Origin of the sequence: Zwartia sp. (genome assembly GCF_049655405.1) — a bacterium.
GTDB lineage: Bacteria > Pseudomonadota > Gammaproteobacteria > Burkholderiales > Burkholderiaceae_B > Zwartia.
The window spans coordinates 170,229-196,261 of sequence record NZ_JBASJR010000011.1 but is presented as its reverse complement, the minus strand read 5'-3'; the positions used below and the strand labels follow the sequence as shown (position 1 = coordinate 196,261).

Genomic DNA, 26,033 nt, shown 5'->3' with positions numbered 1-26,033 from the left:
AAAAAGGTGTCATGCGTCTATTATTGATCGTGATTGTTGCACTCGTCGCTCTGATCCAGTATCCCTTGTGGATGGGTCGGGGTGGCTGGTTTTCTGTGTGGGACATGCAGGCGCAAGTCACGGATCAACGTATGATTAATGAGGGTCTCACTTCAAGAAATAAGGCGCTTGCGGCCGAAGTCGAGGACTTACGGTCTGGCACCGAAGCCTCAGAGGAGCGTGCGCGTAGCGAGTTGAGCATGATGCGCCAAGGAGAGGTGTTTGTGCAGATTCTGCCTCCTGGTGTCAAGCCTCCCGAACTCAAGCCGACTGTCAAACCTGGCGCAAAACCTACTCCCCCCCCAGCTGCGAAACCTCAGCAACGCTGAGGATCATAGGGCTAGGGCCTGCCAGTGCTGCGATGCCTAAATGCCTGATACTCGACCACCATGGGGATTAAACCCTGAAGCCAGGCTTGCTCCTCAAGCGAGTGCTGCCTCACTTCTGAGTGCTTCAGACTGACGCTGAGGCCTGCGATTTTTTGCAGCAAGATTCTCAGCCATTCTTGCATCGGTCTGTGCAAATACGTCAGGCGCAAGTGAATGGTTTCAGGCGTTGAGGCGAGTTCAACCGCATGCCAGCATGGCAAATGAAAACGTCGTTGAACCGTCTGGCAGGCCGCGTCTCTCCGGGTCTGAGGTGTTGTATCTCGACCGGCAGGGATAAACATGACTGAGAGCGCATCGCGCAGAGCGGGTTGCCACGCCTGCGGCGCTGCGTGGTGGACGGCGGCAACACGGGCCGCCTGTTGCAGTGAAAGTACGAGCAGGTGACGCAACTGATATCCGCGTGCGAGTTCAACACACAAACTTCCCAGCAATAGAATCGGGAGGAGAACAAGCAGCGTTTCAACAAGTGCCGCACCGCTTTGTTTGCGAAGTGGAACGATGTGAAAAAACTCAAAAATAGGGTGTTTGTGCATACGGTTTAGTTTGCTGGGGGTTTCGTTTTAAAAAAAGTCTTCAAAGTGTGGTGTTCTTGATACCAGTTGTCGATTCGGACAAGCGCCTAGCGATAGCGACAGGTTAGAATCAATGAACTTTCACAAGGATTGGATATGACCTCGTCTGCAGCTGCTTTTCCTTATTTTCCAGGTGTGCGTTTGCTTCACTCCCCAGGCCCATCCAACGTACCCAAGGCGGTGCTGGATGCGATGACCAAGCAGCCTATGGACATGGGTGACCCGCGGGTAGATGCCTGCGTCGATGCGTGTGAGTCAGGTTTAAAGAAACTCCTGAAGACGCAAGCGGCCGATGTGTTTTTTTACGCTGCAAATGGTCACGGCGCGTGGGAGGCCATGATTGTGAATTTGTTGGCTCCTGGTCAAAAGGTGCTGATTCCTGGAACAGGTCATTTTTCCGAATCGTGGGCCATCATGGCCGAGGCGATGGGCGCGATCGTGGTGCGTACCCCCTTTCATGAAGGTTATCCTATCGATCCGGATGCCGTCGCACAGATTCTTCGCGCGGATACGCAACATGAGATTGTGGCGGTCTTTACCGTCCATACCGATACGGCCAGCAGCACGACCAGTGATATTCCAGCCTTGCGTCGCGCGATAGATGCAACCGGACATCCTGCTCTATTTGTGGTGGATGTCGTGGCTTCGCTGGGTGCGATTCCGTTCGACATGGATCAGTGGGGCGTCAACGCTGTGATCGGCGCTTCCCAAAAAGGCCTGATGGTGCCTCCAGGGGTAGGATTTTGCGTGGCAGATGCACGAGCCATGCAGGTTTGCGAAAAGAATCCAGCACCTCGCTTTTATTGGGATTGGTTGCGACGACGTAAAGGTCCATCCTACAGTCGGTTTTGCGGTACGGCGCCTCAAAACTTGTTGTTTGGCATGGAAGCTGCCTTTGAGTTGTTAGCGCGCGAAGGCGTCGAGACGGTGTATGCACGCCATCGCGCCTTGGCGGGTGCTGTTCGGGCTGCAGTGCAGTCATGGTCTCAAGCTGGCAATTTAGATTTTCTCTGTAAAGTGCCTAGCGCCCGCTCAGACTCTGTGACGGCCATTGTGGTCAAGCCAGGAATTGATCCTGAGTTGATTCGCAAAACCGCGCGCGAAAAGTTTCAGGTCATGGTGGCCGGTGGTCTGGGGCCGTTCGCTGGACGTGTATTCCGAATTGGTCATTTGGGTGATCTCAATCCAGCCATGATTTTGGGTTGTATCGCAGGCGTCGAGGCTGCCATGCAGTCACTTGGCATTGAGGTGGGAGACCGCGGCGTTAGAAGCGCTGTGGAGTATCTTTCCAAGGACGCAGGCTAATCATGTCGCAGGTGCGCAACGTTCTCAACGTGCGCACCGTGCGCACCGTGCATCTCATGCACTTTTTGCGCGCATGTTGCTGGCTACTGCTGACGACTTTCTGTTTGAGTGCACAGGCTAATTCAGAGCATGATCTGATAATGGATCGTGGTCTTTTTGTTGAGTCTGCACCAGGTTCACTCACGATTGAACAAGCTGTGACCCAAGACTACAACCCCTTTGGTGTTGTGTTAAATCGTGGCTTTACGCCGACGATCAGATGGTTGAGACTCTTGGTCCAAGCACCTGCTCAGGGTTCAGAGCAAGTTGTTTTGCGTGTGGGGCCGCACTACATCCGTGACATACAACTGTTTGAGCAAAAAGAAGGTGTTTGGATTAGCCGCACGGCAGGTGATCATTTTCCTGTCAGTCAAAATGCCTGCGCAGATCATTCTTACTGCTTTCCTGTTACGGTTCATGCGGGTGTTAAAAATTATTTCTATCTGCGTATAGACACGATTAACGGATTTTTCCTCACGACACGTGCACTCCAACCCGATACGCTATCAAGCGTCATGGTGGATCAGCAGCGCAACATGGGTCTTGAGTTTGGCGTGATTCTCGCGATCGCATTTTGGGCCTTGATTGTCTATATCAGGACACGCCACACCATTCTCGGAATCTTCTTTATTTCTGAGATCGTGACGCTTTTGTTTACACTTTCTAGTTCTGGTTTGCTCGCCGCACTCTTTTTTGAAAAGCATGTGTGGCTCGATAATCTGGCCTTTAATACTTTGTACGTCTTTAGGCTGATGGCGTCCTTATTGGTGACCAATGAACTATTAAAGCAGTTTGGTGCTCCGCGTTGGTATGGCTATTACGTCAAGGGTGTCTTGGCGATTCTTTGTCTTGAGCTCTTGGCGATCAAACTTGATTATGTGACATTGCTTGCGCTTAACTTTAACTTTTTACTTGTGAGCATCATGCCTCTGGTCTTGGTGGCTGCCTTACCTTGGTGTCACAAGATGCCTGTCGCGCACCGGCGTTTGATTGCTGGGGGTGCGCTCTTGATGGGGTCGCTACTCTGGATCGATATTTTGCCCTTACTCGGTTGGGTCAGGCCAGATATCGTGTCTTCCCCTGGTAACTGGGGTGGTCTGATTGTGGCGGTGGTGCTCTCGATTATGGTGCTAAGTGACATTACGCAACGTCGAGTCATTTATGATCGGGAGATGCAAGAGTTGCAATTTATGCGAGCACGTAACTTGGTGGAAACCGAGCAGATCAAAGAGCGCAGCATGCTGATCGATATGCTGACGCATGAGTTAAAAAACCCGCTCGCAACCATGCGGATGGCCGCAGGATCTCTCCGGCGAAGCCTGCAGCAACAACCTCCCAAACAGTCTGCGGACTCTACGGATCGGATCGACAGCATGATCCAGGCAATCAACAATATGAACACTGTGATCGAACGCTGTGTTCAGGTGGATCAGCTTGATCAAAAAGGGTTTTCACCAAAGTATGAAGACTTTGATGTGAATGAAGTCGTGCAGGCACTGTTGGCGAGTCAGCCAGAGGCTGAGCGGATTGATTGGCGTCAGCAGCCTTCGCCATTGATGTTGCGAACAGATCCTAATTTATTTGCGATTGTGTTGGCAAATTTATTAGATAACGCGATCAAGTATTCTCAGCCAGAGAGTCGAATTATGCTGGAGCTCTACGATGATCACTCCATCAGTGAGTACGCCTCGCGCTTTATTCTCAGAGTCACAAATACAGTCGGTGAAAATGATGCACCCGATCCAGGAAGCTTGTTTAATCGTTACTATCGGGGCGAGTATGCACACGACAAATCAGGAACAGGTTTAGGCTTGTATCTTGTCAAGTCCTTGTGCAAAATTCTCGGAGGCTCGATTCGATTCGAGCACAAGGATCACCGAGTGCACTTTACTGTAGAGCTCAAACGATGATTCAGAACACCTCTTCCACACCGATGTCTGTGGCTGACCTGAGCGGTGACGAAATCGGCAGTATGTTCGCGATGGCACCGATGCGTGTTGCCCTTGTCGAGGATGATCCACTCTTGCGCAAGGAAATCCACTACCACCTCAAGCTCAATGGTTTTTTAGTGTTTGCGGTCAGCAATGGGCGCTCATTAGATGATTTGCTCATCACCGAACCGATTGATGCGCTGGTGCTTGACCTGAGTTTGCCCGGAGAAGATGGGATCTCAATTGCGCGTCGACTCAGGGTGAGCATTCCAAGTATCGGCATCATCATGCTGACTGCTCGAGCGGCGATCCCGGATCGTCTAAAAGGCTACGAGGCGGGCGCAGATATTTATCTGAGTAAACCTGTTGCACCCGAAGAGTTGACTGCTGCACTGATGAGTATGTATCGGCGTTCAAGGCTCATCAATAAAACGGCGGTGAGCTGGGTGATTAGTTTGCAGGACCGTTCGATGACGAGCCCGCACTCGGCAGAAAAAGTCTTTTTGACAAACAGCGAAAAAACCTTGCTGGTGGGTTTGGCACAAGCTTCTACGCATGTGCTCGAAACAGAGGTGATTTGCGAGATGCTCAGTCAGCGCCCGGACGTCGATGACATCGGCAAGCGTGCGCTAGAAAGTCTGGTCAGCCGATTGCGCAAAAAGCTTTCTGGTTTGTCACCAGAGGGAGCTGAGCCTGCACTCAAAGCGGTATGGGGTGTGGGCTATCAGCTCTGCATTCCGATTGAGATTCGACCTTAGTGAACGGACTTTCCTGCGCCAGGCGAGATTGACTTAAATAACATCGCAGAATCGACTCCGTCGAACAGATAGGGTTGTCCGCAGAATTCGCATGCGACTTCTATTTTTCCCTGAGTCTCAAGGATGTCTTCGACTTCGGCACGTCCCAGCATTTTCAACATATCTGCGACACGCTCACGTGTGCAGGAGCACTGCCAAGTGATGGGGCGGGCATCAAACGTTAATAGGGTTTCTTCCCAAAACAGCCGATGCAGGAGCGTTTCTTGGGTGACCTCAAGCATTTCCTTGGTTGAGAGCGTTTCGGCCAAGCGTTGAAAGCGCTGCCAGGACTCGTCTGCACTTAGGATCTCGGCTTGTTGGTTGCCGCCTTGAAGCGGCAGGCGTTGTAGCAATAGGCCTGTGCAGTGCTCATTGTTTGCGGCCAGCCAAATACGTGTTTCTAATTGTTCTGAACGCAACATGTATTGCTCGAGCGCTTGGGCAATCGTTTCGCCCTCGAGTGGAACGATCCCCTGATAAGCCTGCCGGCCCAGAGTGTTTTTGGGAGGATCCAACACAACAATGAATTTGGCTGTGCCCCCTGGGTTGAGCAGGGATTGCAAGTCACGCTGGATAGGTAAAGGACGCTCACGAAGTTTGACGGTGGCACGAATGCTCATGTCTGCTCGACACTCAACCACCATCAAGGCGATCGCACCGTCCCCCTGAAGTTGCAGGAGGAGAGAACCGTCGAACTTAAGTGTTGCGGCAAGTAGCGTAGACGCCGCGACGAGCTCTCCGAGCAAGGCAGTGACAGAAGGCGGGTAGGTGTGGTGTGCCTGAGCTGTTTGCCATGTTTGTTGCATGTGAACAGACTCGAGGCGAACGCTACGGTCTTCGGAAAGGAATTTTTTAAGTTGATCTGACATACAGGCCGATAAAGGGGGCTCAGCCTACGCGCTTGAGTTGTTGGCGATACATTTGCCCACGTGCTGCGTAGTGCTCGATATTGTGACGAATTTGGGCGATTTCATCTTCTCCGAGTGTCCGGACAATTTTTCCGACACCAATGACAAGGCTACCATCTGGAATCTCTCGACCCTCTGGAACAATCGCACCGGCACCGATCAGACAGTTGCGTCCAATGCGGGCGCGATTGAGAACAATGGCTTGCATGCCGACCAAGGAACCCGAGCCGATTGAGCAGCCGTGCAACATGGCTTGATGACCGACAGTGACATACTCAGCAATGGTGAGTGGTGCGTCAACATCAGAGTGCAATACGCTGCCTTCTTGGACGTTGCTATGGTGACCGATATCAATCAGGGTATTGTCACCGCGTATGCTGACATTGGCCCAGATACTCGCCTGCGCACCGATGACAACGTCACCGATGATGTCTGCAGAATCAAAGATAAACGCGCTGGGATCAATACGCGGAGTCAGGTCGCCGAGTTGATAAATCGCCATGTTGTTGAACGTCCTTGAGAGCATGAAAGAATGCCCTAAGTTTACTCTGTTGGCGCGACGGTCGCTAAACTGACTGCGGTTGCTGTGTGGGTGACAGGGGCGTTCGAAGCAATCTGACTGACCGAGCTGACCGGACTGACCGGAGGTGTCGATGCGGCAGGTGAATTGATTTTATTTTTTGCGGGCAATCGACTTTTTCGCCCTGCATACCAGAAATAACCCTCTGCATCGAGGCGCCCAAGCTCGCCGGTCCGCCACCAGCCACTGCTATCAGGATTAGTATCTGCAGCCTCTATTGTTCGCCAGTAGCGCAAAGGGAGCGCTGGATCCTCTGCACCGTGCGGATCATTTCGATGAATGGAGATTTCACCCATTTGCTCTGGAGGGGCCTGGGAGCCGTCTTCGTTGAGGATAGCGATACGATGGCCGGGGTAGGCCCGTCCCAAACTCCCGGCTTTGCCTGGCCATCTGAGTTGGCTGTCGCCCACGATCCCCTGAATTTCAGCAGTGCTAAACAAGTGATTGGGCAATACGCCAAAATGTGCTTTGCACCATTGAGCCAACCCTTCATCGATGCCTTCGTCGAGTATGGTCATACTGCGTAGTTTCGACGACGCAGGCGCGGTGTCCAGAGAAACGTTGAGTTTGAGTTGCCGGAGCACTGAGCCCGACGCAAGCGCATGCGTGACCCGATAGCGTTCAAGCAGCTGTTGAGCGTGGCCAGGCGTGGTGGCACCACGAATGCCAACGAGGGAACGCCCAAAATAAAGCGTTGGAAGCACTCCACACATTAGCCCGGAGGCATTCGCCCAATCCAGAGCAGTCCAAAAGACTTCTGCACCCTGGGGAAACCAATTTTGTGAAGCAACAAATCCAGGCAGGGCACCGATCAGGCTACGGTGAGGTAACAAAACGCCTCGCGCAGGCTGACCTGTCTCAGGGCTGTAGAGCAACAGTGCTGGGTCTTCGGCTCTAGTCTGGACTGCTTTGAATTGTTCGGGCTGGCGGATCATCAAGCTGCGCCAAGGCAACAAGCGGTTGTCCTCAACACCCACACCAATGACTTGAGTCAACTTGGAGCAGCGAGACAAAATACTGAGCAAATTTGAGGCAGCCTCTGCTCCCACGATGGCGATTCGCGTTTCTGCGTCTCGTAAACGATATTCGAGTGCTTTGGGGGTGAGTTGAGTCGTGAGTGGAACGGCCACTGCTCCGACACTGAACGCAGCAAGTTGTGCGACCACAGCTTCAGCACTTTGTCCTAGTATTGTGGCAACGCGGTCACCGGGTTTGATACCCATGCGAGTCAGGGCATTGGCGAACTGATTGGTCGCCGCGCCTAATCTCTCATAAGTCCAAATATCTCGATGGCCTGAAGAGTCTTCGAAAAATAGCGCAATCCGACGGGCATCAGCTGAGCTTTTTGCCCAACGATGGCAGCACTCTTCGCCAATATTAAAATTGGTGGGTACGTGCCAGTGGAAAGATTCACTGAGTGAAGCGTATTGGTCCAACATGCCTGAGCGGGTAGGTCATCTATGTAATGCCCGCTAGCATGGCTCACCCAAGCATTTGGTGCAATAGGCTGATGCACTCAGAACATCAAACTAAGGGTTTTTACTAGTGCCGGTACTGGGTTTAACGTTCACTAAACGGGTTCCTGCCAGCAAATCATGTAAAAACTGTTGCTCAGCATTCAACCATGTAGGGAGGAAAACCAGAAAAGGAGCGCCAATAATCAACATCAACATGGCATTCCAACCAGATAGATGAGCGGCTGCCCACACGAGACCTGCACCAAAGAGTGGTATTACCCACATATAGACATAGCGCAAGATCAAGCGACTCGTTTTTGCGGGGCGACCGTTTACGTCTAGTAGCCTAATATGCCACGCCTTCATGGGGAGTGTCTGACCGCTGCGGCGCCAACAAATCAAAAAGTAGGCACCAATTGCGATGAAAAGCCAGACCTGACGACCTCCGCGCAGCATAAGCGCGTGCCGACTCTGGGTGAGCGTATCAAAGAGATAGCCAGCTAAAAAAACGACCGCGAAGAGAAGGACGCCCTCATACATCATAGAGGCGAACCTTCTGAGTCGCGGCGGTGCTGGCGTGTTGTTCAACACAGGAAGTTGACCAGGTGTTGACGCGTCAGGTGGTGGAGCGGTGCGGGTTTTCATCAGGCATATTATCCCGCACTTTTAAGGCGATCCCGTGCACCCCTAGGGGATTATCAGACCATGTCGCGTGCGTTGGTCTGTGCGCGGGCTGAGGCTGCGAAAGAGGCGATGCCGTTTACAAATTTGCTGACCGCGCGCAGAGGACGAAAGCGGAACTGATTTTCCATCGCTTTTGCGAGCAGGTCACGTTCGAGGGCATCGGTCAGGCGGGTAGAAGTGTTGTAAGTCATGATGTTTTCCATTGCTTGTTAGGGATAACCCTATTATTAGGGAAAACCCGAAACTAAGCAAATGCTTTTAAGGGAAAACCCTTTAAAGACTCTGGAAAACTATAAACTTATTCATCTTGTTGTGCAGCTGCAACATTTCGATAGCTGCTCTCAACCAATTCAAAATTAAATAAACGACAGTCCAAGGCACCATTAAAGATGGGAGTGCGACGATTGGCTTTAAGTCTGAGGTGCTTGGGCAAATCGAGATCGGAGGTAATGACATTGACCTGCCAACCTGCAAATTCTTGCTTGAGATTCGCTGACCATTCGCGCCAAAACTCGAGGTCTTCCTCGTCTAAGCGTTCGCCATAAGGTGGGTTGGTGAGCATCCAGCCATAAGGAGCGGGTGCGACGGCATCACGCGCATCACCTACCTCAAAATGGATCGTATCTTCGGTTAGAAATGCCCGCTCTGCATTACGTTGCGCCGCCTCGATCGCTTCGGGGTCCGCGTCAATGCCGACGAGAGGTGCTTCTAATTCGGGGAGAATGCGACTGCGTGCGTCTTCTTTGAGGTCTTCCCAGCGCCGAGGTTGATGGTCCCTGAGCCTTTCAAAGCCAAAAGGACGCGTGATGCCTGGGGGGACACCCAAGGCAATCCAAGCCGCCTCAATCAATATGGTGCCGCTACCGCAAAATGGATCCATCAGCGCAGCCTGAGGATCCCAGCCTGAAAGGGCTAATAGACCTGCCGCAAGATTTTCTCTAAGGGGCGCATCGCCCTTGTCCAGGCGCCAGCCCCGCTTAAAGAGCGATTCGCCAGAGGTGTCGAGGTACATCGTGGCGGTGTCGGAGGACAAAAATAAATGGACGCGAGCGTCTGGTCGAACCGTATCGATAGAGGGACGTGCGCCTTCGAGGTCACGCAGGCGGTCACAGATACCATCCTTGGCACGCAAGTTGCAATACTGCAAGCTTTGCATCGGACTCTTGACCGCTGAGGTATCCACGCGCAAGGTGTGTTCCGCGCCAAACCAGCGCTCCCAGCCAATACTTTGTGCAAGCTCAAGAATATCGTCTTCGCTCTGAACGGGCGCCTGCCCCACGCGAACCAAAATGCGGGTGGCAAGTCGGGAGTAGAGGTTGGCACGCTGTACACCCCACCAGTCCGCTACAAAGTGACAACCCGCTCGTGTGGCGCTGACTTGTTCGTAACCCAGTGCGTTGAGTTCAGCACTGAGCGCTTCTTCGAGGCCCATCGGACAAGGCGCAAAAATATGAAAGACGTCTGTCGTTGGGCTGACGATTGTGCTGCGCGAGATGAGGGGCTCTTGGGGGAGAGATTTCGGGGCCGAATTGCGCGGCGAGCGATCGGAGAGGGGACGGGCACGCTCTCCGGGATCTCTAAATTCATTGGGTCCACTACGCAAGGCAGCACTACGTGACGATCCACGCGCAGACGAACTACGCGGGGCCGAGTTTCGAGGCACAAAATCACGGGAGCCTCCGTCGCGGGGCGCAGAGTCACGCGAGGGGGCATCTTGCGGCGCAGAACGTGGCGCAGAACGGGGCGCGAAGCCACGATCTTCTGAACGAGACGTTTTGCGTTGATAGGTGGGTTCAGGTATTTCCCCTTTTTGGCGCGCAGATTTATCTTTGGCGATTTTTTGCTGTGCAACCTGACGCGCACGTGCACCTATACGCACGCGAGGGCGGTCACCAAAGGATTCGGCTGGGGCTTCACCATTTTTTTTAATGGTGAGGGTCTTGCGGGTGGGGTCCTGATCAGACATGGAGTCTCATTAAAAAGGCTTGATGACGACAAAGGCCGTCGCGGCGGTCAGGATCAACACAGGGACTTCGTTGAACCACCGATAAAAAACATGCGAGCGACGATTCGCTCCTTGTTCGAATTTGCGCAGCAAGACGCCACAGCTGTAATGGTAAGCCAAGGCGGCGAGCACGAGAACAAGCTTGGCGTGCATCCAGCCATTACCGGGCCCCAAACCGATGCCATAGCCTAAGTAAAGCCAGATACCTAAAAGCACTGCAGGTACTGCAAGGATAGTCATGAAACGATAGAGTCGTTTTGCCATGCCGTCTAAAACGTTAAAGACAGCGGGGTCTGATTGTTGCGCCATGTTGACAAAAATGCGCGGCAAGTAAAACAAGCCCGCGAACCAGGACGCGACGAGGACGATGTGAAAGGTTTTGACCCAAAGCATGGTGAGGTGAGTTATCCGCGAGTTTGTCCGTCGCCTTGCAAGACCCACTTGAGTGTAGTGAGTCCCTCGAGCCCGACAGGGCCACGCGCATGGAGACGGTTGGTTGAAATGCCTATTTCAGCGCCAAGCCCGTATTCAAAGCCATCGGCAAAGCAGGTAGGCAAATTGACATAGACAGAACTTGAGTCGACCTCACGCTGGAATTGTTGTGCTTGGGCGATGTGGGATGTGACAATGGACTCAGTGTGGCCAGAGCCCCAGCGTTCGATATGTGCGATGGCTTCGGGCATCGAATCGACGACGCGAATCGCAAGAATAGGACCAAGATATTCGGTCGCCCAGTCGTCGTCGGTGGCGGCAAGTGCTTGTGGCACAAGCGCTTGCGTTTGCGCGCAGCCCCTGAGCTCAACGCCGTGAGCGATCAAGGCTCGCGCAATTTCAGGCAAAAAGCTTGATGCGACAGCTTGGTGGACGAGTAGGGTTTCCATGGCACCACACACACCATAGCGATATGTTTTGGCATTGAACGCAACGTCAACGGCCATGTTGAGGTCCGCAAACTGGTCTACATAGACATGACAATTACCGTCTAAGTGCTTGATCATGGGCACACGCGCCTCTTCGGAGAGGCGTTTGATCAGACTCTTGCCACCGCGCGGGATAATCACATCGACAAACTCTGTCATGGTGATCAGCGCACCAACGGCTGTGCGGTCAGGTGTGTCGATGACTTGAACCGCAGTCTCAGGCAAGCCCGCCGCTTTGAGTCCGTGACTGACGATAGTTCCCAGTGCGAGGTTTGAGTGCAGTGCCTCACTACCTCCTCTGAGAATAGCGGCATTGCCGGACTTTAGACAAAGCGCCGCCGCATCAATGGTGACATTGGGGCGGGATTCGTAGATGATTCCGATGACGCCGAGAGGCACGCGCATTTGAGCAACCTGCATGCCATTTGGACGTATTTTTGTGGCGGTCAGCTCACCCACTGGATCGGGCATTGCGGCGATTTGGCGCAAGCCCTCAATCATCAAATCGATGCTGCGATCTGACAATGTCAGACGATCCAGTAGCGCGGCGTCGAGGGCTCGGGCTTTGGCGGCCTCCACGTCAAGCTGGTTCGCGGCTTTGAGTGTTGCACGCTGCTCGGAAAGCGCGTCGGCCATTGCGTGTAAGGCTTGTGACTTTTGCGCACTACTGGCGCGCATCACCGCGCGAGCGGCCTGACGAGCTTGGCGTCCGATTTGTTGAATGGCGTCAAAGATAGTGGTCATAAATTAGGTTGGTTTAAAAGCGATGCGCATCGCGAGACGGTTCATTTCTTCCCAAGGGTCTTGCAATCGGCCTGAGACATGCAGACCTTTAATTAAACGATCCACTTCGTGTGCGTGCTGGACGGCAGCAGGCCAGCTGCGCGGAGAAACCCTTGACAGTGCCTTGCGGACAAGGGGTTCACGCGAGCCAAAGACACGTTGAGAGCGTAGCACGCTCGACAAGTCCTGGCCTGCCGACACGGCTTGTGAAATTCGCGCGAGTGTCCTGATTTCTTCGCCAACGGCCCAGAGAACTAATGGCAACGCTTCGCCCTCGGCCTTTAAACCATCCATGATGCGAATCATGCGGGGGACATCGCCTGCTAGCATCGCATCGCGTAAGCCAAACACGTCATAGCGGGCAACATTCATGACAGACTGTTCAATGTCTGTTGCTTGAAGCTTACCTGGCTCAAACAGCAAGCCAAGCTTGAGAATTTCTTGATGGGCAGCCAGTAAGTTGCCCTCGACCTTATCCGCTAACCATTGCAAGGTTTCAGCATCTGTCTCTTGAGACTGACGCGCCAGTCGCTCTGCGATCCAACGTGGGAGCTGAGCCCGCTCAATACTTGGGATATCGATGAATTTACCCGATGACTGCAAGGCACTCGCCCATTTACCCTCGCGAGTGGCTTTATCGAGTCGGGGAAGCGAGATAATCGTCAGTGCGTCGTCTGCTGCCTTGCCTGCACAACGCTTGGCTAGCGCAATCAACGCATCGGCCCCGGTTTTTCCGGGCTTGCCAGTCGGCAATGAAATTTCGACGAGTTGTTTATCACCAAAGAGTGATCCGCTCTGACTAGCCATGCCAAGGGCACTCCAGTCGCTTCGCGCATCCATCAAAAATGAACTGCGTTCGAGAAATCCCGCTGTCCGGGCCACGCCGCGTAACGCATCGGTGGCCTCAATGGTGAGTAAAGGATCGTCTCCTGTGATGACGAACAAAGCCGCCAGGCTTGCGCCTGGTCGGCTGAGTTCATTGATCAGGCGTTGTGCGTCCACGGCAGGTTCTGCTTAGCCGCCCGGATTGACCGGAATCGGCAACGGGGTGAGCGAAGGGTTTTGCCATGGGGTTGGAATAGAGCTTGGCGCTTGAATCGGAATGGCTGTGTCGATATTCTCCTCTTCGTCTGGTGTGGCGGCTTTGAGCGCATCCCAACGCTGCTTGATATCAGGCGCAGTCAAACGTCGCATCATGCGTGCAACCAAGCTTTTCTGCATGTCGCGATAGAGCGTTGCCGCTTCCCCCTCTTTTGCCTGTACAACACGTTCGTCAAAAGGCATGGCACGCGCTGCAGTGAGTGTTGTTTCAGGCAGAATGACCTGATTTTTAGCATTCACCAAACGAAAGGTATAGGCCAAGGTTAGCTCAAACTCCTCAGGTTTGCCTTGTGCATTGAGTGCGACGATGCGAGTATTGCGCACATCAGAGACCTGCTCAAGCCGAGCTTGAGCGACGTATTTAGGATCGACTTTACGCTTTTCGTCAGATGCTTCGGGTTTAACCTTCGGTGGTTCGATGATCACAGTATTGGGAGAGGCTGCACGTATCGCACGGCGGACATCCGCACCGAACTGTGAGTTTTGAGGGATGGTGATGTTTAGCGAATCAAAAGGCATTGGTGTGACCCCCTGCATTTTGAATCCGCAACCCGCCAGTAGTATCGCCATCAGGCCAAGCAGCACGCGCACGAATGACCGAATCATGATGTGTTTTCCAGTTAACCGACAATGTTGACGAGCTTGCCAGGCACCACGATCACGCGCTTGGGTGGACGACCCTCAAGATTGCGTGAGACAGCTTCGTGGGCGACGGCAAGTTGTTCGATTTGCTCTCGCGTGGCTTCTCGTGCCACGCTCAAACTGCCGCGTAGCTTGCCGTTGACTTGCAATACGAGTTCGACCTCGTCAGTGATCAGGGCTGATTCATCGACTGTTGGCCAAGGCGCATCGAGCAAATCACCGTAGGGTAACGCGTAACCAAGTTCTGCCCAAAGCTGCCAAGTGATATGTGGCACAACAGGGTAAAGAACTCTCAGCAAAATGCCGATTGTTTCAGCGGTCGCCGCGCGGGCAAAATTAGAATCTCCAAGATCGGCATCATCAATGGCGTTGAGCATTTTCATGCACGCTGACACGACCGTGTTGTACTGAATGCGCTGGTAGTCGTAGTCCGCTTGCTTGAGTAGTGCATGAATGTCAAAACGCAGTTGTTTAATATCTTTGGAGGCATCTGCCCAGTCAGAGACAGGTGCTTGCAAGCCCGCTGCGATTAAATCTTTCTTTTGGACTCCCAAAGACCAGAGTCTACGTAAAAAGCGGTTAGAACCCTCGACGCCAGAGTCCGACCATTCGAGTGTTTGCTCGGGTGGGCTGGTGAACATGACAAACAGACGGGCCGTGTCTGCGCCCTGGGTGTCGATCAACGACTGGGGGTCGACGCCGTTGTTTTTGGATTTGGACATGGTGCCGACACCACCGTAGGTGATCTCGCGTCCGTCACTCTTGAGGCGCGCGCCAGTGATGGCGCCTTTTGCATCGTAGGTGTTTTCAACTTCTTCGGGCCAGAAATACTCAATACCGCCTTTGGCATTTTTGGTCGAATAGATGTGGTTGAGCACCATGCCTTGGCAGAGTAACTTGGTGAAGGGCTCGTCGAACTTGATTAAACCAAGGTCGCGCATCACGCGTGTCCAGAAACGCGCATACAGCAAGTGCATGACAGCATGCTCAATGCCACCGATGTACTGGTCCATCGGCATCCAGTAGTCATTGCGGGCATCCACCATGGCTTGGTCGTTGCCTGGTGAGGTGTAACGCATGAAATACCAAGACGAATCGACAAAAGTGTCCATGGTGTCGGTTTCACGACGTGCGTCTTTTCCGCAGTTCGGGCATTTGCATTGTAAAAAGCTCGCGTGTTTAGTCAGGGGGTTGCCGCTGCCATCTGGAATCAAATCGTCGGGCAGTACAACAGGGAGATCCTTTTCAGGAACTGGCACCGCACCACAACTATCGCAGTGGATGATTGGAATCGGTGTGCCCCAATAGCGCTGACGAGAAATACCCCAGTCGCGCAAACGCCACGTGGTCTGGCGTGTGCCTAGGTTGAGGGCCTCGAGCTCACCCGCGATCGCATCAATGGCTTGGGCAAAGCTCAAACCATCGTACTTGCCTGACTGGATCAAATGTCCGGATTGTTTGTCAGCATAAGACTCGTGCCAGACCTTGCTGTCGAAGGGCTTGTCAGCGACCTGGACAACTTGTTTGATCGGGATGCCGTATTGATTGGCAAAGGCAAAGTCACGCTCGTCATGTGCGGGTACGCCCATGACGGCACCGTCGCCATAACTCATCAAGACGTAGTTGCCGACCCAGACAGGAACGCTTTGTCCTGTCAGTGGATGCGTTACCACCAAGCCTGTATCCAGGCCTTCTTTTTCACGGGTGGCAAGCTCAGCCTCGGTCGTACCGCCTTGCTTGCATTGCTCGATAAAGGCGGCGAGTGCGGGGTGGTTCTGTGCAGCGTGTTGCGCCAAAGGATGTTCTGGTGCAACGGCGCAAAAGGTGACCCCCATGATGGTGTCCGCACGGGTCGTAAATACGTACATTTTGCCGTCTTGAATCAACTGACCAGAGGCATCTTTGATACTGTGAGGAAAAGCAAAACGGACGCCTTCGCTTTTGCCGATCCAGTTTTCCTGCATCGCGCGCACGCGATCTGGCCAGCCTTCGAGGCCATCTTGGACTTGCGCGAGAAGTTCGCTGGCGTAATCGGTGATGCGTAAGTAATAGCCTGGAATCTCACGCTTTTCGACCGGAGCGCCAGAGCGCCAACCGCGGCCGTCGACGACTTGCTCGTTGGCCAAGACGGTGTTGTCGACGGGATCCCAGTTGACGACTTGAGTTTTGCGGTAAGCGATACCCTTGTCGAGCATCTTGAGAAAGAGCCACTGATTCCATTTGTAGTAAGACGGATCGCAGGCACACATTTCGCGTGACCAGTCGATTGCCAAACCCATCGCCTTCATTTGTTTTTTCATGTAAGCGATGTTGTCGTAGGTCCACTTGGCTGGTGGGACCTTAGACTTGATCGCAGCATTTTCGGCAGGCATGCCAAACGCATCCCAACCCATAGGCATCAGCACGTTGTAGCCGCGCATACGCAGCTGACGCGCCATCATGTCGTTGATGGTGTAGTTGCGGACGTGACCCATGTGGAGCTTGCCGCTTGGGTAGGGCAACATTGAGCATGCATAAAATTTGGGTTTGGGTTGTCCAGAGGCATTGAGTGCGCCTTCGGTCACGCGATAAGCATCGCGGGCATCCCAGTTTGCGTGGGCCAAATTTTCAACAACAGTGGGGAGGTAACGTTCCTGCATTGCGACAGCCAAAAAAGGTGGGGGCGCCAGTGCGCCGAATCAATCTGACATTATAGGGTGGACTAGCCACTTGGCGTGGTGTCAGCGCTGTTGTTAGTACTGCTAAAAACAAACAGCCTCGCGAAGCGAGGCTGTTAGCTTGTGATGTCCCGTCTAAGACGGAGATCTGAACGCAATAACTGAATTACTTCAGTTTTGTTTCTTTGTAGTCAACGTGCTTGCGAGCGACTGGATCAAATTTCTTGATCAGCATTTTCTCAGGCATGTTGCGCTTGTTTTTCGTCGTAGTATAAAAGTGGCCCGTTCCAGCGCTGGACTCGAGCTTGATCTTTTCGCGTGTACCTTTTGCCATGTTGGGCTCCTTAAGTAGAGTTAGGCGACTTCGCCACGCGCGCGCAGGTCGGCCAAGACGGCATCAATGCCATTCTTGTCGATGGTACGCAGGGCGTTAGTGGACACGCGCAGGCGCACCCAACGGTTTTCGCTCTCAACCCAGAAACGGCGTGACTGCAGGTTAGGCAGAAAACGACGCTTTGTTTTGTTGTTCGCGTGTGAAACATTGTTGCCCACCATGGGCTTTTTTCCAGTCACTTGGCATACACGTGCCATGGCTACACCTATTTTGTTGGTTCAGATTTTGACATCAAGTCTGACATTCTAATACGAAATCAAGCATTTAATCAACCCGAGAGGCATCCACTAGGGACTGACTCGGTATGCGCGACGTGCAATTGCTCCACTCAGGCATGCCAAAGTTGTACAGCTCGCCATCATGATCGCCAAGGGAATGGGGCCTGAGAGGTGCATGAGGCTGACCAGAAAGCCGGCGAGGGCACCGCAGGAAATCGAAAGTGTGCCCATCATGGCAGAAGCCGAGCCGAGCTGGTGCCCCTGGTCGGCGAGTGCCAAAGCGGCTGAGTTGGGTCCGACAAAGCCATAGCAAAACATAAAAACCAGCAAGCAAGCCATGACGGTTTGCAGGGTTGCCAAGTCTGTGAGGGCTAAAAAGAGAGCAAAGAGCCCCGCCGCCATCAGGCCACCGAGCGCCCAAGGGAGGATTTTCATGGGGCTGTGTGTCTTGAGTAGGCGGGCACTCACCTGAGAGCCGATGATCAGGCTCGCTGCATTGAGCCCGAATAACAACCCATAGGTGTGAGGAGGCACGCCAAAGTGCTCGATAAACAGACGTGGGGAACCAACGATATAGCTAAACATCGTTGCGGTTGCTAAGCCACCTGACAAAGCAAATGCTAAGAAGCGGCGATGCAAAAGCAGTCCGGCATAGGTGTTGAGGATGTTTCCCCAGCTCAGTTTGATTTGGCGCTCGGGTGACAGACTCTCGACCATGACTTTAGACAGGGTCCACAATAAAACAATACCGCACAAGGTGATAGCGACAAAAATACCCCGCCAACCGACCCAAGTGAGGATTTGCGCACCCAAGACGGGTGCCAAAATAGGTGCGATACCCATCATGAGCATGAGCATCGAAAGTGCGCGGGCGGCTTCTTGGGTGTTGTAGTGATCTCGCACCACTGCACGCGGTATCACCATGCCGGCTGCACCGCCCATCGCCTGAAAAATACGGCTAATGGTGAGAAACTCGACGTTTGGGGCAAGAGCGCAGCCTGCGGAGGCCAGAATATAGAGAATGAGCGCACCATAAAGCGGGGGCTTGCGTCCAAAACGATCCGCGAGTGGACCGTAGATCAGTTGCGCGCCTGCCATGCCCAAAAGATAAGCCGCTAGAGTCCGTTCGACCTCGCTGCTGTGTGCGCCGAGATCGCTGGCAATAGCCGGAAAAGCCGGCAAGTACATGTCGATGGAAAGCGGGCCGATCGCAGTCAGCGCACCCATCAAGATGAGCCAGCCGGGTAATCCCATTGCGGCAAGTCTGGTGCACATGATTTGGTGTGGGCTTTAAAGGGAGGGTGGAAGCCAAAGCAGCTTGCAAGGATAAAACGTCTGCTTTTTCTGACTGTATCACGCATAGACATGGCACAAAGTTATAGGTGTAAAGGGTGACACCATTCAGTCAATTCAAGGTATTTTCAAGGTGTCTGATTTCAGATAAAGTGAAGCTGTCCGGTTGACGCATGAGGCCACTACGTGAATTCATTGATCGCAACAATCGAAAAAAAGCTGGGTAGTTTGCCCATGGGTCTTGGTTTGGTGTTGCCCGATGGCACACAGCTGGGTCCAAGCGATGCGCCTGTGACACTCGTGACTAAGCAAAACAAGGCACTGGCTCACATCGTCACGGGACAGGTGGGCTTGATTGGCCAAGATTACGTAGAGGGGCTATGCGATGTGCGTGGCTCAATGCGAGACATCATGGCGGTCGCTACTTCAATTTTGCCAGGTTCTCCCTTGGATGCTGCGCGGATGGGGTGGCTGACAGGCGTGATTGCGCGTGTGATGTCCGTTTGGCGACACTCGATCGAGCGCGATGCGCAACAAATTGAGTTTCACTACGACTTGTCCGATGATTTCTATGGCTTGTGGCTCGATCCACGCAGAGTTTACTCCTGCGCCTATTACGAACAGCCATCCATGACGCTTGCACAGGCGCAGGAAGCCAAGCTTGACTTGATTTGCAGAAAGTTGCGTCTTTCGGCCGGAGAGCGTTTTCTAGACGTAGGTGCGGGATGGGGTGGTTTGTTGCTATGGGCTGCTGAGCATTATGGGGTCGATGCAACGGGTATCACTCTTTCTCGCAACCAGCATGCGCATGTTTCGCGGTTGATTGAGGAAAAGGGGCTGGCTGGTCGTGTTCGTGTTCAATTACTGGATTATCGCAAGCTCGACCCCGCGCAAGCTTTCGATAAGATTGCTTCGGTTGGCATGTTTGAGCATGTAGGACGCGCGCAGCTGAAAGACTATTTTGAGCGACTCCGGCTGCTCTTGCGTCCAGGTGGTTTGATTTTGAATCATGGCATTACCGCGAGTGGGTGTCACAACGACCAACTCGGCAATGGCATGGGTGATTTTATTGAAAAATATATCTTCCCCGGTGGTGAGCTCGTCCATATTGGTGACGTGATTACTGAGCTGAGCGAGGGCGGGCTTGAGGCGCTTGATGTGGAGAATCTGAGGCCGCATTATGCGCGGACTCTGTGGGCATGGAGTGATGCGCTAGAGGCCAGACTCGATGAAGCTTCAAAGGTCTTAACGGCTCAGCAAGGCGAGCAGGGTGAGCGCGCACTCAGGGCCTATCGTATGTATTTGGCGGGTTGTGCCAAAGGGTTTGAAAGTGGCTGGGTGGCGTTGCATCAAGTCCTGGCACAGCATGCGCCAACCGGTCGAACTGATGAGCTCGATGACCCCGCCGACCAAGCTTATCCTTGGCGGCGTGCGTATATTTACTCGGACAAGTAAATCAGTTTAGGCGGCAAGCGCCGTCGACATTTCAACGGCTTGCGCGGCTTGTGCCGCAATTTCAAAAGAGCGCAGACGCGCCTGATGATCGAAAATCTGCCCTGTAATCATCAATTCGTTAGCGCCCGTCTTTTCAACTAGGCGTTGTAAGCCCTGACGGACGGTCTCAGGATTGCCAACGACGGAGCAGGCAAGTTGCTCGTTGACTGAAATCTTTTCGTGCGGCGTCCAAAATGTTTCGATGTCCTCAATGGGAGGCGGGAGCTGGCCACGCGTATTCCTGCGCATGCGGGTGGCATGTTGCTGGTGTGTGGTAAAGAGATACTTTGCTTCTTCGTCCGTCTCTGCCGCAATGACGTTGACGCCCACCATGGCGTGCGGTTTGCTTTGCTGTGTAGAGGGCTTGAAAAGGCCCTTGTAGGCACGCATTGCATCAAGCAAGTAGTCGGGTGCAAAGTGCGAGGCAAATGCGTAGGGCAGGCCAAAATGGGCCGCGAGCTGAGCGCCGTAGAGGCTGGAACCCAAAATCCAGATTGGGACATGCAAACCGGCGCCGGGAATAGCTTTGACCGCTTGGCCAGGCTGTACCTCATCAAAATAGTGTTGCAGCTCTCGAACATCTTGGGGAAACTGGTCGGAATTGCCTAGCAGATCTCGCCTCAGAGCCCGGGCCGTCATTTGGTCCGTGCCGGGCGCACGTCCCAGCCCCAGATCAATTCGGTTAGGAAACAAAGAGGCCAAGGTGCCGAACTGTTCAGCAATCACCAGTGGGGCGTGGTTGGGGAGCATCACGCCGCCTGAACCAACGCGAATACGTGTAGTGCCGCCCGCCACATAGGCAATCAGCACCGCGGTCGCCGAGCTGGCGTTTCCCGTCATGTTGTGATGTTCGGCTAACCAAAAGCGCGTGTAGCCCCACTTTTCCGCGTGTTGCGCCAGATCCCGAGAGTTGTGCAGGGCATCGGCCGCCGTAAACCCCTGTGGAATAGGGGACAAGTCGAGAATCGAATAGGGAATGCTCATGGGTATCTCGTGACGTCTGGGCGGGTTATGCTAATGGCGATAAGCTTGATGATACTTTTTTTTACTGTCAAAGGAGCGCGCGATGCGTGAAGTATTTATAACCGGTGCAGCCAGAACTGCGGTGGGTGACTTTGGTGGCGGTCTCAAGGATGTCGCGCCAATCGACTTGGGTACCACGGTTGTCAAAGCTGTTTTGCAGCGCTCTGGTGTGGACGGAAAAGAGGTCGGTCACCTAGCCTTTGGCCATGTCGTCAACACAGAAGCCCGCGATATGTACCTGTCGCGCGTGGTGGCCTTAAACGCTGGACTGCCCCAAACGTGCGCCGCATTTAACGTGAACCGTTTGTGCGGTTCGGGTTTGCAAGCCATTATTTCTAGTGCGCAGTCGATTTTGCTCGGCGATACCGAAATGGCGATTGGTGGTGGTGCCGAGTCTATGAGTCGCGCCGGTTATCTTTCACAGACACAGCGCTTTGGCGCGCGTATGGGCGACACGACGATTGTCGACATGATGGTGGGTGCCTTGACGGATCCCTTTGAGCGCACCCACATGGGGATCACGGCAGAAGCTGTTGCCAAGCAGTTTGGCATTTCTCGCGCAGCGCAAGATGCGTTGGCGGTAGAGTCTCATCGTCGCGCCGCATTGGCGCAAGACGAGGGTCGTTTCAATGAACAGATCGTGCCGGTCGTGATTAAAACGCGTAAAGGTGAAGTCGAGTTCAAGATCGACGAACACCCCCGTCGTGACATTTCTCTTGAAGGCATGGCGGCCTTGCGCGCTGTGTTTGTCAAAGAAAACGGTACCGTGACGGCGGGCAATGCTTCTGGTATTAATGATGGCGCTGCTGCAGTGCTGATGATGAGTGGCGAAGCCGTGAAATCAAGTGGCGCAAAGCCTTTGGCGCGTTTGGTGGCTTATGCGCATGCAGGTGTTGACCCCAAGATCATGGGAATCGGCCCTGTCCCGGCCACTCAGGCTGTCATGAAGCGCGCTGGCCTCACCGTCGATCAGATGGATGTGATCGAAGCAAACGAAGCCTTCGCAGCGCAGGCTTGTGCAGTGGCGCAAGAGCTTAAGCTGGATGCCAAGCGTTTGAATCCTAATGGCAGCGGTATTTCGCTTGGACATCCGATTGGTGCGACGGGTGCGATCGTGACAACCAAGGCGATCTATGAATTGCACCGCGTGGGTGGTCGGTATGCCTTGGTCACTATGTGTATTGGTGGCGGCCAAGGGATTGCTGCCATTTTTGAGCGTGTCTAAACGCTTGACTAAATGATGCGTTTAAAAGGCAGCCTGCGGGCTGCTTTTTTTACATCTGTCCCAACTCTGCGATAGAGATCACTTGATGACCTGCCACGATCAGGTGGTCGAGAAACGCGATGTCAACGACGGCAAGTGATTGCCTGAGTCGATGGGTGAGGGTGATGTCGGCTGCGCTTGGCTTGGCTAGGCCGGAGGGATGGTTGTGAGCCAGGATGATGGCTGCTGCGTGATGCGCAAGGGCGGCTTTGACGAGCTCACGTGGATAAATTGTCGTTTCAGTCAGCGTGCCTTGAGAAATTTCCTTGGCAGTAATGAGTCGGTGTTGATTGTCCAAAAATAGGGCGACACAGCGTTCGATCGATGAGTGTCCAAGCAGGTTGGCGCAATACGCTTTGACTTGCAAAGGATGTTTAAGCGAGCAGTCGCGCTTAAGTTCCTCCTCCATGGCGCGCTTAGCCAGGGTGAGAATGGCGTTGAGTTGGCAAATTCGGGCATTCCCCAATCCCACAACCGCTCTAAGGTTTTCGCTATCAGCACTAAGCAGGGCACGCAAGCCGCCATAGCGCACAAGCAGTTGTTGTGCGAGTTCTAGCGCGTTGACGCCTCGTGTGCCCGTGCCAAAAATCAGCGCCAGAAGCTCTGCATTCGTCAAACTATTGGCTCCATGTTGCAGCAATCTTTCGCGGGGGCGCTGGTCGGGAGGGAGTTGTTCGCACAAGGTCATCGGGAAGGCTCTAAAATAGGTGTTTAGCAAAGCCCTCTACGGTGACAGATTTTGACTGATCAGGCCCCCAATACTCCGCCTATTGTCCGTGCGGATTCATACCTAACTCTCCACTATCGCATCGTGATCGAGGACGGGCCCGCCGCAGGGTCGACGTTTATCGACACGTTCGATGGTCGTCCTGCAACACTTCAGCTTGGGAGTGGACAATGGTCGCCAGGCATGGAGACGCCATTGCTCGGGCACCCCGAGGGTGACTGTTTTAGCTTCACGCTTTCACCTGCCGAGGCCTATGGCGATCGCAATCCTGATTTGATTCAGCGCGTATCGCGTGCCATGTTGGCCCAGCACGCGGGTGAAGATGCCGACTTTAATCCGGGTGACATGGTGGAGTTCACCGCACCCAATGGTGGTCGCTACTCGGGCGTGCTGAAAGAGTATGGCGAGGACTCGGCCATGTTTGACTTTAATCACCCTCTCGCAGGTTTGACCTTGCGTGTGGATATTGATTTGCTTGGAGTGTTGTGATGCAAGGCTCAGGCGCTGAAATTTTGCTGGCCCAACCGCGTGGTTTTTGCGCAGGGGTGGACCGTGCAATTGACATCGTGGAACGCGCGCTTGAGTTGCATGGTGCGCCAATCTATGTGCGTCATGAAATTGTGCACAACCGTTTTGTTGTAGAAGATTTAAGAAAAAAAGGCGCGGTCTTCATTGATGAACTTCATGAGGCTCCACAAGGTGGCATCGTGATTTTTTCTGCACATGGTGTCTCTAAAGCCGTCCGTGCCGAGGCTGAACAGCGTGGTCTTCAAGTGTTTGATGCAACCTGTCCACTGGTCACTAAAGTGCACGTTGAGGTAGAACGCATGCGCGCGGCGGGTTGCGAAATTATTATGATTGGTCACAAGGGGCACCCAGAAGTAGAGGGCACGCTCGGTCAGTCTAACCAAGGCATGTACTTGGTGGAGACCACTGCGGATGTGATGGCGCTTGAAGTGACCAATCCAGCTCAGCTCGCCTTTGTGACACAGACTACTTTGTCAGTCGATGATGCTGCTGAGGTTGCGCAGGCCTTACGCACACGGTTCCCCCATATCCAGGAACCCAAGAAAAGCGATATCTGTTACGCCACACAAAATCGTCAGGATGCGGTCAAAATTCTCGCCCCTGCGTCAGATTTGGTGTTGGTGGTGGGTAGCGCAAACAGCTCTAACTCCAATCGTTTACGCGAAGTTGCCGAGCGAATGGGGATTGCGTCCTATTTGATTGATGGACCTGAGTCCATCGACCCTGCTTGGCTCGTCGGGCGTCAGCGGATTGGCATTACGGCTGGAGCCTCTGCACCTGAGTTACTGGTCCAGCAGGTGATTCATCGACTCAAAGAACTTGGTGCGGTGTCCGTGCGCACCATGGATGGCTTGCATGAGAGTGTTTCCTTTCCTTTACCCAAAGGCTTGTCTCGTAAGGCTAACTAAGCATTGCGTGCACGAATGGGGCCTTCGATCAAGTTTCTGACAAAATCGATGGTGGTGCGCAGGGTGTAGTACTCGCTGACCACCGAGCGGGGCACACGGAGTTTCTGGGCCCGTTTGTCCAACTCATCGAGTCTTTTTAGGTAATCATCGTGCTGACTTAGGTCATATTGGGTTTCAAGTTCTTGCTCAAAGAGCTTGAGGGCACCATAGATTTCGTTGAGACGTGAGCGAACGCGACTCAGACGATATGCAGGCATTGACTTGAGAATTGGATAGGCGAAAGCTGCCAGAGGCAACAACAAAATCAGCATGCGGTTGAGAAACTCGGCCAACCAAAAAGGCATGTATTGCATTAAGCGTGGAGCGCCATTTTTATAAAAACTTTTGGCCACATCGCTTTCCTCAATAATCGACTCTTTGTAGTCGGGAAATTCACCGTAACTTGCAAAGAAAGAGCGCCCACCATTGATTTTTTCAGCAGCTTGTAAAAACAGCAGCTGAATCGCGGGATGCATCTGAGGATCAATCACAAGATTGGTGGTGGGGGCGATGGTCTGAATTGTTTGAGGAGGCTCGTCGCGTGCCAGACTCAATGAACCCTCTGGAATGTTCAATACATGGTAGATGGGCAGCAAGCGGGCGAAGGCCTCCGCTCTGATAAAACCAGCCATGCGTGCGCGTGGATCATTGATCATAGTCTGGACGTTTTCTGAATCTAGACCGTCAACCATCACGACAGTATCTATCGTGCCATTTTTAAACGCTTCGACAGCGTCTTTATTGGAAAGTGTTTTGAAATTGTCAGTAAGTTCAAGATTGTTGATCTGCAGCAGACGAAGGGCATGAAGGTATGTGCCACTGCCGGGTTCCCCGATTGAGATGGGGTGTTTAAGAAACTCAAACTTGTGTGCTGCGTTAAAGTCAAACAAGTCATTTCTGTAAAAAATCCAGAAGGGCTCGTAACCAACACTGCCGAGCGATTGAAGGCCTTGAGCTTGTTCGCGGCTGGCCACCACACCACCTTGAATAAAGGCTGCTTGCATACGATCATTTCGATCTTTGAGTCGATGAAGGTTTTCTTCCGCACCCTTTGTTTGTTCGAGTTCGAGCGTGACGCCGTTTTTCTTAAAGTAGTCCGCATATTGTTTAGCGAGATCCTCGTAGGAGTCCCCGGCCGAGCCCGTACCCATCAGGACGTGCGTCGGCGGCGCGGGTTTAGCTAACCAAATAACGACAGCAATAAGCGATAGCAGTAAAAGGATGAGCACCCAAGCTTCACGGATGAATTGAACGCCATTTTGCAGTTCTTCGCGCACTGTTTCGTAAGTGGCCACCACATGGTCGCGCACCTCATTTTTAAAGCTATCCATGCGTG

At 53.3% G+C, this 26,033-nt stretch carries 26 protein-coding genes; 8 read left to right on the top strand and 18 right to left on the bottom strand.

The genetic code is table 11. The annotated features are described in order from the left end of the window. The first annotated feature begins 11 nt into the window (after window positions 1-11). The gene (ftsB, locus tag WBJ47_RS08740) at window positions 12-368 is read left to right on the top strand and encodes a cell division protein FtsB (RefSeq protein WP_422244118.1); all 357 of its coding nucleotides are present in this window, start codon (window positions 12-14) and stop codon (window positions 366-368) included. An 11-nt stretch (window positions 369-379) separates the two neighbouring features. Here the strand turns inward: ftsB and WBJ47_RS08735 are convergent, their stop codons facing one another. After that, the gene (locus WBJ47_RS08735) at window positions 380-961 is read right to left on the bottom strand and encodes a hypothetical protein (RefSeq protein ID WP_422244119.1); all 582 of its coding nucleotides are present in this window, start codon (window positions 959-961) and stop codon (window positions 380-382) included. Window positions 962-1,096: 135 nt separating this feature from the next. Between WBJ47_RS08735 and WBJ47_RS08730 the strand changes: the two genes are divergently transcribed. The 3 genes from WBJ47_RS08730 to WBJ47_RS08720 all read left to right on the top strand — a co-directional run bounded on the left by WBJ47_RS08730 (window position 1,097) and on the right by WBJ47_RS08720 (window position 5,033). Continuing rightward, window positions 1,097-2,305 (top strand): pyridoxal-phosphate-dependent aminotransferase family protein, encoded by a 1,209-nt coding sequence (locus WBJ47_RS08730; RefSeq protein WP_422244120.1) that lies wholly within the window; start codon window positions 1,097-1,099, stop codon window positions 2,303-2,305. A 140-nt stretch (window positions 2,306-2,445) separates the two neighbouring features. Beyond that, the gene (locus WBJ47_RS08725; protein ID WP_422244121.1) at window positions 2,446-4,254 is read left to right on the top strand and encodes a sensor histidine kinase; all 1,809 of its coding nucleotides are present in this window, start codon (window positions 2,446-2,448) and stop codon (window positions 4,252-4,254) included. Then, on the top strand, window positions 4,251-5,033 hold the full coding sequence (locus WBJ47_RS08720; RefSeq protein ID WP_422244122.1) for a response regulator transcription factor: 783 nt from the start codon (window positions 4,251-4,253) through the stop codon (window positions 5,031-5,033). The genes WBJ47_RS08725 and WBJ47_RS08720 overlap by 4 nt, the downstream gene beginning before the upstream one ends. Here WBJ47_RS08720 and hslO read toward each other — a convergent pair. From hslO to WBJ47_RS08650, 14 genes are all read right to left on the bottom strand, one after another. Further along, the gene (gene hslO / locus WBJ47_RS08715; RefSeq protein WP_422244123.1) at window positions 5,030-5,941 is read right to left on the bottom strand and encodes an Hsp33 family molecular chaperone HslO; all 912 of its coding nucleotides are present in this window, start codon (window positions 5,939-5,941) and stop codon (window positions 5,030-5,032) included. The genes WBJ47_RS08720 and hslO overlap by 4 nt on opposite strands. A 19-nt stretch (window positions 5,942-5,960) precedes the next feature. Next, entirely contained in the window at window positions 5,961-6,482 is a 522-nt protein-coding gene (locus WBJ47_RS08710) for a gamma carbonic anhydrase family protein (RefSeq protein ID WP_422244124.1), read from the bottom strand. A 41-nt stretch (window positions 6,483-6,523) separates the two neighbouring features. Beyond that, a complete protein-coding gene (locus tag WBJ47_RS08705; protein ID WP_422244125.1) occupies window positions 6,524-7,999 on the bottom strand; it encodes an AMP-binding protein in 1,476 nt (491 codons plus the stop codon). 90 nt (window positions 8,000-8,089) lie between these two features. Continuing rightward, window positions 8,090-8,662 (bottom strand): RDD family protein, encoded by a 573-nt coding sequence (locus WBJ47_RS08700; protein ID WP_422244126.1) that lies wholly within the window; start codon window positions 8,660-8,662, stop codon window positions 8,090-8,092. 53 nt (window positions 8,663-8,715) lie between these two features. Next, window positions 8,716-8,892 carry a hypothetical protein gene (locus WBJ47_RS08695; RefSeq protein WP_422244127.1) on the bottom strand — a complete coding sequence of 59 codons (177 nt, stop codon included), beginning with the start codon at window positions 8,890-8,892 and terminating at the stop codon, window positions 8,716-8,718. A gap of 107 nt (window positions 8,893-8,999) precedes the next feature. Further along, on the bottom strand, window positions 9,000-10,667 hold the full coding sequence (locus WBJ47_RS08690) for a THUMP domain-containing class I SAM-dependent RNA methyltransferase (protein ID WP_422244128.1): 1,668 nt from the start codon (window positions 10,665-10,667) through the stop codon (window positions 9,000-9,002). A gap of 9 nt (window positions 10,668-10,676) precedes the next feature. Beyond that, on the bottom strand, window positions 10,677-11,099 hold the full coding sequence (locus WBJ47_RS08685; protein ID WP_422244129.1) for a CopD family protein: 423 nt from the start codon (window positions 11,097-11,099) through the stop codon (window positions 10,677-10,679). Window positions 11,100-11,110: 11 nt separating this feature from the next. Beyond that, window positions 11,111-12,370, bottom strand: coding sequence for a glutamate-5-semialdehyde dehydrogenase (locus WBJ47_RS08680; RefSeq protein WP_422244130.1), 1,260 nt, complete (start codon window positions 12,368-12,370; stop codon window positions 11,111-11,113). A gap of 3 nt (window positions 12,371-12,373) precedes the next feature. Continuing rightward, a complete protein-coding gene (gene holA / locus WBJ47_RS08675) occupies window positions 12,374-13,411 on the bottom strand; it encodes a DNA polymerase III subunit delta (RefSeq protein WP_422244131.1) in 1,038 nt (345 codons plus the stop codon). 12 nt (window positions 13,412-13,423) lie between these two features. Then, on the bottom strand, window positions 13,424-14,116 hold the full coding sequence (lptE, locus tag WBJ47_RS08670; RefSeq protein ID WP_422244132.1) for an LPS assembly lipoprotein LptE: 693 nt from the start codon (window positions 14,114-14,116) through the stop codon (window positions 13,424-13,426). Between the two features lie 14 nt (window positions 14,117-14,130). Next, on the bottom strand, window positions 14,131-16,791 hold the full coding sequence (leuS, locus tag WBJ47_RS08665; protein WP_422244133.1) for a leucine--tRNA ligase: 2,661 nt from the start codon (window positions 16,789-16,791) through the stop codon (window positions 14,131-14,133). Window positions 16,792-16,975: 184 nt separating this feature from the next. After that, entirely contained in the window at window positions 16,976-17,143 is a 168-nt protein-coding gene (gene rpmG / locus WBJ47_RS08660; protein ID WP_028815923.1) for a 50S ribosomal protein L33, read from the bottom strand. Between the two features lie 20 nt (window positions 17,144-17,163). Continuing rightward, entirely contained in the window at window positions 17,164-17,400 is a 237-nt protein-coding gene (gene rpmB, locus WBJ47_RS08655; RefSeq protein WP_028815924.1) for a 50S ribosomal protein L28, read from the bottom strand. A 90-nt stretch (window positions 17,401-17,490) separates the two neighbouring features. Continuing rightward, the gene (locus tag WBJ47_RS08650; protein ID WP_422244134.1) at window positions 17,491-18,696 is read right to left on the bottom strand and encodes a multidrug effflux MFS transporter; all 1,206 of its coding nucleotides are present in this window, start codon (window positions 18,694-18,696) and stop codon (window positions 17,491-17,493) included. Between the two features lie 252 nt (window positions 18,697-18,948). Here WBJ47_RS08650 and WBJ47_RS08645 point away from each other — a divergent pair, with 252 nt between their 5' ends. Beyond that, the gene (locus tag WBJ47_RS08645) at window positions 18,949-20,169 is read left to right on the top strand and encodes a class I SAM-dependent methyltransferase (RefSeq protein WP_422244240.1); all 1,221 of its coding nucleotides are present in this window, start codon (window positions 18,949-18,951) and stop codon (window positions 20,167-20,169) included. 6 nt (window positions 20,170-20,175) lie between these two features. Here WBJ47_RS08645 and WBJ47_RS08640 read toward each other — a convergent pair whose 3' ends face one another. Further along, window positions 20,176-21,192, bottom strand: coding sequence for an LLM class flavin-dependent oxidoreductase (locus tag WBJ47_RS08640; RefSeq protein WP_422244135.1), 1,017 nt, complete (start codon window positions 21,190-21,192; stop codon window positions 20,176-20,178). An 82-nt stretch (window positions 21,193-21,274) separates the two neighbouring features. On the opposite strand from WBJ47_RS08640, the gene WBJ47_RS08635 reads away from it, so the two are divergent. Further along, window positions 21,275-22,456 carry an acetyl-CoA C-acyltransferase family protein gene (locus WBJ47_RS08635; RefSeq protein ID WP_422244136.1) on the top strand — a complete coding sequence of 394 codons (1,182 nt, stop codon included), beginning with the start codon at window positions 21,275-21,277 and terminating at the stop codon, window positions 22,454-22,456. Window positions 22,457-22,505: 49 nt separating this feature from the next. On the opposite strand, the gene radC is transcribed toward WBJ47_RS08635, so the two are convergent. Continuing rightward, complete coding sequence (gene radC, locus WBJ47_RS08630; protein ID WP_422244137.1) at window positions 22,506-23,183, bottom strand: RadC family protein; 678 nt, start codon at window positions 23,181-23,183, stop codon at window positions 22,506-22,508. 51 nt (window positions 23,184-23,234) lie between these two features. On the opposite strand from radC, the gene WBJ47_RS08625 reads away from it, so the two are divergent. Both WBJ47_RS08625 and ispH read left to right on the top strand, forming a co-directional pair. Continuing rightward, on the top strand, window positions 23,235-23,711 hold the full coding sequence (locus WBJ47_RS08625) for an FKBP-type peptidyl-prolyl cis-trans isomerase (RefSeq protein WP_422244138.1): 477 nt from the start codon (window positions 23,235-23,237) through the stop codon (window positions 23,709-23,711). Further along, complete coding sequence (gene ispH, locus WBJ47_RS08620; RefSeq protein WP_422244139.1) at window positions 23,711-24,658, top strand: 4-hydroxy-3-methylbut-2-enyl diphosphate reductase; 948 nt, start codon at window positions 23,711-23,713, stop codon at window positions 24,656-24,658. Before WBJ47_RS08625 ends, ispH begins: the two co-directional genes overlap by 1 nt. Here ispH and WBJ47_RS08615 read toward each other — a convergent pair. Beyond that, the gene (locus tag WBJ47_RS08615; protein WP_422244140.1) at window positions 24,655-26,028 is read right to left on the bottom strand and encodes a TAXI family TRAP transporter solute-binding subunit; all 1,374 of its coding nucleotides are present in this window, start codon (window positions 26,026-26,028) and stop codon (window positions 24,655-24,657) included. The two genes, ispH and WBJ47_RS08615, sit on opposite strands and share 4 nt — an antisense overlap. Between the last annotated feature and the right edge of the window lie 5 nt (window positions 26,029-26,033).